This window comes from Kineococcus vitellinus (assembly GCF_009906315.1).
Lineage (GTDB): Bacteria > Actinomycetota > Actinomycetes > Actinomycetales > Kineococcaceae > Kineococcus > Kineococcus vitellinus.
In genome coordinates, this window is sequence record NZ_JAAALL010000142.1 from 1 (window position 1) to 11,199 (window position 11,199).

Genomic DNA, 11,199 nt, shown 5'->3' on the forward strand with positions numbered 1-11,199 from the left:
CGTCGCCACCGCGTCCGCCGACGACCGCGCGCCCTCCCGCGACCTCCCCGCCCAGAGCGCGCAGCTGGTCTCCCGCCACGTCCTGCCGGCCGCCACGCACGGCGAGCCCGTCCCCAGCGGTTCCGCGATCGAGAGCGCCAACGGGGTGGCCGTGCCGTTCGCGGCGCAGCCGGTGCAGGGCTTCTCCGGCAACCTCGTCCAGCCCGACGGCAGCTACCTCGTGCTCTCCGACAACGGGTACGGCACCAAGGCCGACAGCGCCGACTTCCTGCTCGCCGTGCACCGCCTGCGGCCGGGCACCGACGGTTCGCTGAGCGTCGTGGCCGGCGGCTTCTCCCTCTCCGACCCCCACCACCACGTCGCCTGGCCGCTGACGCGCGCGGACCGCCGCCTCACCGGCGCCGACTTCGACCCCGAGTCCTTCCGCCAGGCCCCCGACGGCACGTTCTGGTTCGGCGAGGAGTTCGGCCCCTTCCTGCTGCACACCGACGCCGCCGGCCGGCTGCTCGAGGCACCCGTGCCGCTGCCCGGCGTCACCTCCCCGGACAACCCCCTGCTCGGGAGCGCGATGCCGAACCTGGCGTCCTCCAAGGGATTCGAGGGCATGGCGGCCTCCGCCGACGGGCGCTACCTGTTCCCGCTGCTCGAGGGCGCCGTCGCCGGCGACGACCCGCAGGACCTGCGCGTCATGCGCTACGACACGGAGCAGGGCCGCTACCGCGGCGAGGAGTTCACCTACCGGATGGAGTCGCCCGGCAACGCCATCGGCGACCTCACGCAGATCGACGACCACCGCTTCCTCGTCCTGGAGCGCGACGGCGGCCAGGGCCCGACCGCCGTGTTCAAGGCCGTGTTCCTCGTCGACACCAGCGTCACCGACGCGAGCGGGCACCCGCGCAAGACCCAGCTGGTGAACCTCATGGCGGTCCCCGACCCGGACGGGGTGGCCGGCGAGCTCAGCGCGGCCTCGGGGTTCCTGACGTTCCCGTTCACCACCATCGAGAGCGTCGACGTCCTCGACGAGCACACCATCGTCGTCGGCAACGACAACAACTACCCGTTCTCCGACGGCCGCGTCGACGGGCGGCCCGACGACGACGAGTTCATCGGCATCCGGGTGCAGGCCGACCTGCGCTGAACCCGCGGCGGGGGCGGCCGGGGTTCAGCCGGCCGCCCCCGTCGCCCGCCGCAGCACCACGAACTCCAGGTCGTCGCGGCGCGGGCGCCCGAACCGCTCGTCGCCGTAGGGGAAGGGCTTGCGCTCGCCGGTGCGACGGAAACCCCTGCGCTCGTACCAAGCGAGCAGGTCCGCCCGCTGGGCGATGACCGTCATCTCCAGCGCCCGCGCACCCCAGCGGCGCACCGCCTGCGCGTCCGCCTCGGCCAGCAGGCGCCCGCCCAGGCCCGCGCCCTGCTGCTCCGGGTCCACCGCGAAGGTGCCGAAGTAGACCGCCTCGCCCACCGAGCGCAGCTCGCAGCAGCCGCGCAGCCGCCCGTCCACCTCGGCCAGCAGCAGCACCGAGGCGGGGTCGTCGAGGACCGCGGTGATGCCCGCGGGGTCGGTGCGCTGCCCGTCGAGCAGGTCCGCCTCGGTGGTCCACCCCCGCCGGCTGGACTCCCCGCGGTAGGCCGACTCCACGAGCGCGACGACGGCGCCCACGTCCTCGGCGCGCGCCTCGCGGAAGACGGGGGCGGGCTCAGTCACCGGAGCTCTCCGCGACGGCGGCGCCGGCCTCGCGCAGCCGGCCCAGCAGCGGGCGCACCGCGGCCGGGTCCAGCGCCTGCAGCCCCTCCACGGGGGTCAGGACGACGTCGGCGAGCAGCGCGGCGGGCAGCCCCACCCGCCGCCACGGCACCCGCAGCACGTCGACGAGCGCGGGCACCGACGGCGGGTCGGCGAGCACCGGCAGGACCCCGGCCCACACCCGGACCCCCGCCTCGACGGTCGCGGCCAGCGACTCCCAGCCCAGCGCCCCCAGGCCGCGCACGTCGAGGGCGACGGCGTCCGCGCCCACCTCGCGCACCAGGGCCAGCGGCGGCTCCTCGGCGGCCAGCCGCACCACCGGGCGCGCCCCGGCGGCGCGCACCGCGTCCAGGACCGCGCGCAGCCCGTCGCGCACCTCGGCCTGCGGGACGGCGCGCAGCGTGCCGTAGCCGGACTGCGTCGGCAGCCGCCCGGCCAGCACCGCGGGCACCGAGGGCTCCTCCACCTGCACGAGCACCTGCGCCCCCGGCACCAGGCGGCGCACGTCGGCCACGTGCGCGCGGATCCCCTCGGCCAGCGAGGCGACCACGTCGCGGCGCGCGCCCGGGTCGCTGACGCTGCGCTCGCCGCGGGCCAGCTCGACCGCGGCCAGCAGCGACCACGGGCCCACGACGGCCAGCGCCAGCGGCCCCGACCAGCCCGCGGCCGCCTCGGCCAGCTCGTCGAGGTCGGCGCGCAGGAAGGAGGCCGCCCGCCGCGCGTCGCGGCCGGGCGCGTCGACGAAGCGCCAGCCCGCGGGCTGCAGGTCCACCGGCAGGTCCACCAGCAGCGCCGCGGTGCGCCCCACCGGGTCGGCGCCGGGCCCGCGGGCCGGCAGCTGCGCCAGGTGCGGCACGTGCGGCGCCTCGCCGAGCTCGCCGAGCACCGTCCGCGCGGCCTCGCGCGGGTCCTCCCCCGGCATCGGGCCCAGCCCCGTCACCGCACCCGCGGCGCCGCCCGGCGCCGCCCGCTCCTGCTCGTCCGTGGCCACGACCGCGACGCTACCGGCCGCCGCATCCCCCGAAGGTCGGACCCGGGACCAGCCGTCCGCACCTTGGCGGCGCGGCGCCCGTGCGGGTGGATGGACGCACGGGAAGCACCCAGCTGCCGCGCCCCCGGCGGCCGCACGAGAGGTTGACGATGACCCAGCAGCGAGCTCGCAGGAGCCTGGCGGCCCTGGCCGCGACGACCACGGCGGCGCTGGCCGGCACGCTGCTGCTGGCGGGGCCCGCGGCGGCGGCGCCCGCGCCGCCCACCGCCCCGCCGACCGCGACGCTGCCCGGGAGCGGGCAGCTGTCCGCGCTGGCGAGCGCCCGCCCGGCGACCCTGGAGGTGGCCCAGGCGCAGTTCGAGGAGCGCACCCCCGCGGCCCTGCGCGAGCAGCGGCCCGCCTGGGCGCCGTGCACCGCCGAGCAGTTCAGCCCCCAGGAGGTCCAGTTCGGCGTGCTGGAGCTCGGCCTGGAGTGCGCGCTCGTGAGCGTGCCGCGCGACTGGGGCGACCCGGCCGCGGGCGAGCCGCTGAGCATCGCGATCAGCCGGCTGCACCGCGAGGGCCCGCGCCCGGAGCGGACCGTCCTCACCAACCCCGGCGGTCCCGGCGGCGCCGGGCTGTCGATGGCCGTCTACGGGACGATCGGGGCCCTGACCGGCGTGGAGGTCGTCGGCGTCGACGTGCGCGGCACCGGTGCCAGCACCGCCCTGGAGTGCGGCGACGAGGTCGTGGCCGCCACCCTCGCCCTGCCGGACCCGCGCGACCGCTCCGACGCCGCGCTGGACCGCACGGCCGAGCTGGCCTCGCAGGCGGCCCGGGCCTGCCAGCAGGACCCGCTGGCCCCGGTGGTCACCACCGAGCAGACCGTCGCCGACCTCGACCTCGTGCGCGCGGTGCTGGAGCGCGACACGATCGACTGGTTCGGCGTCTCCGGCGGCACCTGGCTGGGCGCCCAGTACGCCACCTACTTCCCCGCCCGCGTCGGCCGCTTCGTGCTCGACTCCAACGTCGACGTGACCGCCGCTTGGCAGCAGGCCTTCGAGTACCAGCCCATGGCCTTCCAGCGCCGCTTCGACGAGGACTTCCGCCCGTGGGCGGCGCGGTGGAACTGGCTGTTCCGCCTCGGCGCGGACCCGGCCGCGGTCACGCGCACCTACGAGGAGGTCCGCGCCGGCCTGGCGGTGGAGCCCCTGCAGGTGCCCGGCGTGGGCGCCGTCACCCCCAAGCTGCTCGACGACGTGACGGCGAGCAGCATGTACAGCAAGCTGGCCTTCGAGGACCTGGCGTGGTCGATGCTCTCCCTGCGCGTGGCGCTGCTGGCCCGCTCGGCGGGCGACCTGCTGGGCGTGCAGCGGGCCACCGAGCAGGCCGGCGAGGCGATGCGGGTGGCCTCCCGCTCCGACGAGACCCTGGCCGCCACCTTCCAGACCATCACCTGCAACGACACGGCCTGGACGCGCGGGCAGCGCGCCTGGGACGAGGCCGGCGACCGCTACGGCCAGCGGTTCCCGCTCGTGGGGTGGTCGGTCACCAGCCAGCCGTGCGCGTACTACGACCGGCCCGAGCTGACGCTGCCGCGGCCCGACGGCCGCGACCTGCCGCCGCTGCTGGTCCTGCAGTCCACCCACGACCCGGCCACCGCGTACGAGGGCGCGCTGCGGACCGCCGCTGCGCTGCCCAGCTCGCGGACGGTCACCGTGGTGGACGAGGGCGACCACGGCGTCTACCTCACCGGCAACGCCTGCGTCGACGAGGTCGTCGACGCCTTCCTGCTGACCGGCGCCGCCCCGGAGGGCGACGTGACCTGCGAGGGCACCGGCGTCCCGGCGCCCGGCACCCAACTGCTCGACGGGCTGCTGGAACTGCTGCGCCGGCCCGCGGCCGGCTGACGCGGCCGGCTGACGAAGGGCTGACGGCGGGCCACCGGCGGGCTGACGCCGGGTGCGGGGGCATGGGTGAGGATGGGCGCGTGAGCAGCACCCGCGCGCCCGTCCTCGTCCCCCCCGCCGCCGCACCCGGCCCCGGTCCGGGCGGGAGCTCGCTCGGCGACGCGGCCGGTGACGCCGAGCGGCGCAGCGCCCTGCGGCGCATGCGGCTGCTGGCCACGAGCCTGCTCGTGGTGGCCGCCGTCGTCTACGCACTCACCGCCGGCCGCGACGGCGCCTGGGGCTTCGTCAACGCCGGGGCCGAGGCGGCCATGGTCGGCGCCGTCGCCGACTGGTTCGCCGTCACGGCGATCTTCCGCCACCCGCTGCGGCTGCCCATCCCGCACACCGCGCTCATCCCCCGGCGCAAGGAGGCGCTGGGCAAGAGCCTGGAGCAGTTCGTCGCCGAGAACTTCCTCGCCGAGGACGTGGTGCGCGACAAGGTGGCCCGGGCGGGCATCCCCCGCCGGGCGGGCGGCTGGCTGGCCGACCGCGGCGGCGCGGCCCGCGTCGTCGACGAGGCCGCGACCGTGCTCACCGGCGCGCTGGGGATCCTGCGCGACGAGGAGGTCACCGCCGTCATCGACCAGGTGCTCGTGCGCCGCCTGGGCGCGCAGGCGTGGAGCCCGGCGCTGGGGCGGCTGCTGGCCGAGGTCGTGCGCGACGGCACTCACCACCCCGTCGTCGACCTGACGCTCGCCGAGGCCCAGCGCTGGCTGCGCGGCAACGAGGACCTCGTGCGCCGCCTCGTCGAGGAGCGCGCACCGCTGTGGGCGCCGGACTGGCTCAACGAGCGCCTCGGCCGCCGCGTCTACGCCGAGGCCCAGCGCTGGGTCGACGACGTCGCCGCCGACCCCGACCACCAGGGCCGGCGCGCCATCGACGACCTGCTCGCCCGCTACGCCGACGCCCTGCAGAACGACCCCGAGACGCGCGCCAAGGCCGACGAGTTCCAGCAGCGGCTGCTGAGCTCCCCGGGCCTGGCCGACACCGTCGCGGGCCTGTGGTCGAGCGTGCGGGGCTTCCTGCTCGACGCGCTGGCCGACCCGGCCTCCTCGCTGCGCGTGCGCAGCGAGGAGGCGCTCGTGGACGTGGGCCGCCGGATGGTCACCGACGACGCCTTCGCGCTGCGCGTGCAGGGGCACCTCATCGACGCCGCCGGCCACGTCGTGCGGCGCTTCGCGCCCGAGCTGGCGACGGTCATCTCCGACACCGTCGGCCGCTGGGACGGCGACGACGCCGCGCGCCGCATCGAGCTGCACGTCGGCCGCGACCTGCAGTTCATCCGCATCAACGGCACCGTCGTGGGCGGGCTGGTCGGCCTGGTCATCCACGCGCTGACCGTCTTGCTCGGCTGACGGCCCCGCTCGGCCGACCGCCCCGTCCGGCCGCCCCGCGCGGCCGGGCGTCACCCTCCGGAGCCGGGAGCCCCCCGTGCGGCGCAGCGCCCCGTCCGCCGTGCGGGTGGAAGGTCGCTGCGCGTGCTCGCCGCACCCGCGCAGCGGGTGACCCTGGGACGAACCCCACGTCCCCGGAGGGAAACCCCTGTGAAGAACGCCCGCGCCCTGCTCGCCTGCGCGCTGCTGCTGCCCGTGGCCTCGCTGTCCGCCTGCGGCGGCGACGACGCCGAGGCGTCGGCCGCCCGGCCGACGGTCACGGTCACCGCACCCGCCTCGCCCAGCGCCTCCCCGAGCGCGTCCCCCAGCGCCTCGTCCAGCGCGTCCCCGAGCGCGGCGTCCGCGGGCGCCGCCGCACCGGCGGCCGCCGGCCCCACCGCCCCCGGCACCCGGCTCGCGATCGGGGACGCCGCGACGCTGCCGCAGGAGTCCGCCGGGGCCAGCGGCACCTTCGTCGTGCGCCTGGACGCCATCGAGCGCGGCACGGAGGCCGAGCTGGCCGAGCTGCAGCTGGGCGACGGGGCGGCCGGGTCGGTCCCGCACTACCTGCGCTACACCGTCACCGGCGGGGCGAACGCCGCCGCGCTGCGCGGGGTCGACCCCGTCTCGGACGTCGACGCGCTGCTGCCCGACGGCTCGCGCGCCTCCGGCGTCATCCTGTTCCAGCGCTGGGAGCGCTGCCCGCACGGCGACCAGGGGGTCGACTTCGCCGAGGGTTCCACCTACACCGCCTGCCGCGTCGTGCTCGCCCCCGCCTCGGTGCCGGTCACCTCGGCGCGCTTCAGCGCCTACGACACCCCCTACGACCCCTACGACGGCCAGCCCGTCACCTGGGGCTGAGGACGGCGCCGCGGGCCGGCGCGAGCGGCCCGCGGCCGCCCGGGTGCGCGCGCCCGGGCACCGACGTAGCGTCTGGCCGGTGGCAGGCACCGGATCCAGCGGATACGTCAACCCCTCAGGCTCCTACCGGCGCGACCAGCGGTACCTGACGACGCGCATCACCGCGGACGGCCGCGACGGCTGGCCCGTCGAAGCCGGCCGGTACCGCCTCGTCGTCAGCCGCGCCTGCCCGTGGGCGCACCGGGCGGTCGTCGTGCGCCGGCTGCTGGGGCTGGAGCCGGTGCTGTCGATGGGGATCTGCGGGCCCACCCACGACGAGCGCAGCTGGACCTTCGACCTCGACCCCGGCGGCCGCGACCCGGTCCTGGGCATCGAACGGCTGCAGGAGGCCTTCTTCGCCCGCGACCCCGACTACCCGCTGGGCATCACGGTCCCGGCGATCGTCGACGTGCCGAGCGGTCAGGTGGTCACCAACGACTTCTCGCAGATGACGATCGACCTGTCGCTGCAGTGGCGGGAGTTCCACCGCCCCGGCGCGCCGGAGCTGTACCCCGAGCACCTGCGCGAGGAGATCGACGAGGTCGACCGCGACGTGTTCCGCGACGTCAACAACGGCGTCTACCGGGCCGGTTTCGCCGGCACCCAGGACGCCTACGAGAAGGCGTACCGGCGGCTGTTCGACCGCCTCGACGCGCTCTCGGAGCGGCTGTCGCGCCGGCGCTACCTCGTCGGCGACACGATCACCGAGGCGGACGTGCGGCTGTTCACCACCCTCGCCCGCTTCGACGCGGTCTACCACGGCCACTTCAAGTGCAACCGGCACAAGCTCACCGAGATGCCGGTGCTGTGGGCCTACTTCCGCGACCTGTTCCAGACCCCGGGCTTCGGCGACACGGTCGACCTCGACCACGTCAAGCGGCACTACTACGTCGTGCACCGCGACATCAACCCCACGCAGGTGGTGCCCGCCGGCCCGGACACCGCCGGCTGGTGGGCGCCGCACGGGCGCGAGCAGCTCGGCGGCCGGCCCTTCGGCGACGGCACCCTGCCCCCGCCGCCGCCGCCCGCCGAGGTCGTGCCCGCCGACCACCGGCCCTGAGCACCCGCCCGCGCGTTGACCCGGGCCGCGCCCGCGCGCCGGCGGGGCCGATCGGGTGGTCGTGGGCGCACGCGCTGAGGCGGCGGCCCCGGCGTTCCGACACCGCGGTGTGGACTCGCTCTGGAAGCCCCTGCGCCGGCGCCTCGACGCGACCGTCGGCCTGCTGCCGCGCGGGCGGGAGCTGCCCGCGGAGGTCTGGCGGCGCCGGCACCGCACCATCGTGCGGGTGGCCGCCCTGCAGGCGCTGGCGCTGTTCGTCTTCGGCACCACTCGCGGGCTGGACCTGCTGACGTGCGCCGCCGCCGCGGCGGTCGTCCTGGCCCCCCTGCTGCTGGCCGACCAGGCGGGCCTGTCGCGCAAGGTGCGCTCCGCGGCGACGTCGGTGAGCCTGTTCACCGCCTCCACCGTCCTGGTGCAGTTCTGGTCCGGGCAGACCGAGGCGCACTTCCACTTCTTCGTCATGGTCGGCGTCGTCGCGCTCTACCAGGACTGGGTCCCGTTCGGGATCGGGCTGGCCATCGTCGTCGCCCACCACGGGATCCTCGGGACGCTGCACCCGCACGCCGTCTTCGGCCACCACGACGCGGCCGAGCACGCCTGGGGGTGGACGTTCGTGCACGCCGGGTTCGTCCTGGCCGCCAGCGGGGCGCACCTGACCTCCTGGCGGCTCAACGAGCAGCAGGGCCTGCGCGACCCGCTCACCGGGCTGGCGAACCGGGCGCTGCTGCTGGAGGTGCTGGGGCGGGCGCTGGGGCGGCGCGAGGGCGTCGGGGTGCTCTTCATCGACCTCGACGACTTCAAGGAGGTCAACGACACCCGCGGGCACGCCGCCGGCGACCAGCTGCTGCTGGCGGTGGCCGACCGGCTGCGCTCGTGCGTGCGCAGCGGCGACACCGTGGCGCGCCTGGGCGGCGACGAGTTCGCGATCGTCGTCGACGGCGGCGCGGCGGCGGGCCGCCGGGTCGGCGAGCGGTTCCTGCACTCCCTGGGCCAGCCCGTCGACGTCGACGGGCAGCCGGTGCACGTGCACGCCAGCCTGGGCGTGGCCGACACCGCGACGCTGTGCGGGGACCGCAGCGAGCTCGACGGCTCCGCGGAACTGCTGCGCAACGCCGACCTGGCGATGTACTGGGCCAAGTCCAGCGGCAAGAACCGCCTGGTCACCTACGCCGAGGGCATGTCGCAGGCCGCGCAGGACAAGGCGTCCCTGCGCGACGACCTGGCCCACGCCCTGGAGCAGGGGCAGTTCGAGGTCCACTACCAGGCCACGATCGACTTCCGGAAGGGGACCACCAAGGGCTACGAGGCGCTGCTGCGCTGGCACCACCCCGAGCGCGGCACCGTGCCCCCGCTGGAGTTCGTGCCGCTGGCCGAGGCCACCGGCGACATCCACGCCATCGGCAGCTGGGTGCTGCGCACCGCCACCGCCCAGGCGGCGCGCTGGAGCGCCGAGCGCGGGGAGCCGGTGGCGGTGGCGGTGAACCTGTCGGCCGTGCAGCTGGCCTCCGACGACATCGTCGACGTCGTGCGCGCGGCCCTGCGCGACAGCGGCCTGCGCCCCAGCCAGCTGACGCTGGAGGTCACCGAGAGCCTGCTCGTGGAGGACCTGGAGGCCGTCTCGGCCCGCCTGGCGCAGCTGCGTACCGCGGGCGTGCTGGTGGCCATCGACGACTTCGGCACCGGCTACTCCAGCCTGGCGTACCTGCGCCGCCTGCCGGTGGACACCGTCAAGATCGACCGGTCCTTCATCAGCGACCTGGCCCTCGGCGGGTCGGCGACGACGCTCGTGGCGAGCATCGTCGAGCTCGCCCGCAGCCTCGGCCTGGACGTCGTGGCGGAGGGCGTGGAGACCGACCAGCAGGCGCAGGTGCTGCGCGAGCTGAACTGCACCTACGCCCAGGGCTACCTGTACGCCCGCCCGGCGCCGGCCGAGGAGGCCGCGCAGGCCCTCGACGCGCACCTGCTGACCGCGCCGACCGCTGCGCCGACCCCGCCGACCGTGCCCGCCGTGCGGGCGGGCGGGCAGGTGGCGGTCAGCCGCTCGTGAGCGGGCGGGTGGCGGAGATCGTCGCCGAGCCCAGCACGCGGGTGCCGGCGTAGAGCGCAACCGTCTGGCCGGGGGCGACCCCGGTCAGCGGTGCGCGCAGCTCGACGTCGACGACCCCCGCGTCCTGCCCGCGCACCACCACGACGGCCTCGACGGGCTCGCCGTGGGCGCGCACCTGCACGCTCAGCTCGGCCGGGCCGGTGGGCACGGGGGCGTTCCAGACGGCGTCGACGCCCCGCAGGCCCGCCACCGCCAGCCGCTCGGCCGGGCCGACGGTCACGGTGCGCCGCACCGGCTCGATGCTCAGCACGTAGCGGGGGCGGCCGTCGGCGGCGGGCCGCTGCAGGCCCAGGCCGCGGCGCTGGCCCACGGTGAAGCCGTAGGTGCCCGCGTGCGCGCCCAGGACGGTGCCGTCCTCGTCGACGACCTCGCCGGGCAGGTCGCCGAGGCGCTCGGCCAGGAAGCCGCGGGTGTCGCCGTCGGGGATGAAGCAGATGTCGTGGCTGTCCGGCTTGTGCGCCACGGGCAGCCCGCGCCGCTCGGCCTCGGTGCGCACCTGCGCCTTGGTGGGCGCGTCGCCCAGCGGGAACATCGCGTGCGCGACCTGCTCGGCGTCCAGGACGGCGAGCACGTACGACTGGTCCTTGGCCGCGTCGGCGGCCCGGTGCAGCTGCGCCCGCCCGTCGGGGCCGGGCAGCACGCGCGCGTAGTGGCCGGTGCAGACGGCGTCGAAGCCGAGGGCGACGCCCTTGTCGAGCAGCGCGGCGAACTTGATGCGCTCGTTGCAGCGCACGCAGGGGTTCGGGGTGCGCCCGGCCGCGTACTCGGCGACGAAGTCCTCCACGACGTCCTCGACGAAGTCCTCGGACAGGTCCCACACGTAGAACGGGATGCCCAGCAGGTCCGCGGCCCGCCGCGCGTCGAGGGAGTCCTCGATGGTGCAGCAGCCGCGCGAGCCGGTGCGCAGCGCGGCCGGGGCGCGGTTGAGGGCCATGTGCACGCCCACCACCTCGTGACCGGCGTCGACGGCGCGGGCGGCGGCCACCGCGGAGTCCACCCCGCCGCTCATGGCGGCCAGCACGCGCATCAGGAGACCCCGCCCGCGGTGAGCGCCGCGCCGGGCGCGCGCTCACCGCGGGCGGGGTCTCCTGATGCG

At 76.6% G+C, this 11,199-nt stretch carries 9 protein-coding genes; 6 read left to right on the forward strand and 3 right to left on the reverse strand.

Going from position 1 to position 11,199, the window contains the following annotated elements; all coding sequences use genetic code 11:
• On the forward strand, positions 1-1,138 hold a 1,138-nt coding region (locus GTQ99_RS13330; RefSeq protein ID WP_166616223.1), incomplete at its 5' end, for an esterase-like activity of phytase family protein.
• 24 nt (positions 1,139-1,162) lie between these two features.
• On the opposite strand, the gene GTQ99_RS13335 is transcribed toward GTQ99_RS13330, so the two are convergent.
• Positions 1,163-1,705 (reverse strand): GNAT family N-acetyltransferase, encoded by a 543-nt coding sequence (locus GTQ99_RS13335; RefSeq protein WP_166616224.1) that lies wholly within the window; start codon positions 1,703-1,705, stop codon positions 1,163-1,165.
• The gene (locus GTQ99_RS13340; RefSeq protein ID WP_166616225.1) at positions 1,698-2,735 is read right to left on the reverse strand and encodes a uroporphyrinogen decarboxylase/cobalamine-independent methonine synthase family protein; all 1,038 of its coding nucleotides are present in this window, start codon (positions 2,733-2,735) and stop codon (positions 1,698-1,700) included. Before GTQ99_RS13340 ends, GTQ99_RS13335 begins: the two co-directional genes overlap by 8 nt.
• 149 nt (positions 2,736-2,884) lie before the next feature.
• On the opposite strand from GTQ99_RS13340, the gene GTQ99_RS13345 reads away from it, so the two are divergent.
• From GTQ99_RS13345 to GTQ99_RS13365, 5 genes are all read left to right on the forward strand, one after another.
• Entirely contained in the window at positions 2,885-4,624 is a 1,740-nt protein-coding gene (locus GTQ99_RS13345) for an alpha/beta hydrolase (RefSeq protein WP_166616226.1), read from the forward strand.
• Positions 4,625-4,704: 80 nt separating this feature from the next.
• The gene (locus GTQ99_RS13350; protein WP_338074973.1) at positions 4,705-6,018 is read left to right on the forward strand and encodes a DUF445 domain-containing protein; all 1,314 of its coding nucleotides are present in this window, start codon (positions 4,705-4,707) and stop codon (positions 6,016-6,018) included.
• A gap of 189 nt (positions 6,019-6,207) precedes the next feature.
• Positions 6,208-6,897, forward strand: coding sequence for a hypothetical protein (locus tag GTQ99_RS13355; RefSeq protein ID WP_166616227.1), 690 nt, complete (start codon positions 6,208-6,210; stop codon positions 6,895-6,897).
• 79 nt (positions 6,898-6,976) lie between these two features.
• Positions 6,977-7,996, forward strand: a complete 1,020-nt coding sequence (locus tag GTQ99_RS13360) for a glutathione S-transferase family protein (RefSeq protein WP_338074974.1) — start codon at positions 6,977-6,979, stop codon at positions 7,994-7,996.
• Between the two features lie 109 nt (positions 7,997-8,105).
• Complete coding sequence (locus tag GTQ99_RS13365) at positions 8,106-10,043, forward strand: EAL domain-containing protein (RefSeq protein ID WP_166616229.1); 1,938 nt, start codon at positions 8,106-8,108, stop codon at positions 10,041-10,043.
• Here the strand turns inward: GTQ99_RS13365 and mnmA are convergent.
• Positions 10,030-11,130: a tRNA 2-thiouridine(34) synthase MnmA gene (gene mnmA, locus GTQ99_RS13370; RefSeq protein WP_166616230.1), complete on the reverse strand. Its 1,101-nt coding sequence runs from the start codon at positions 11,128-11,130 to the stop codon at positions 10,030-10,032. The two genes, GTQ99_RS13365 and mnmA, sit on opposite strands and share 14 nt — an antisense overlap.
• Positions 11,131-11,199 lie beyond the last annotated feature (69 nt).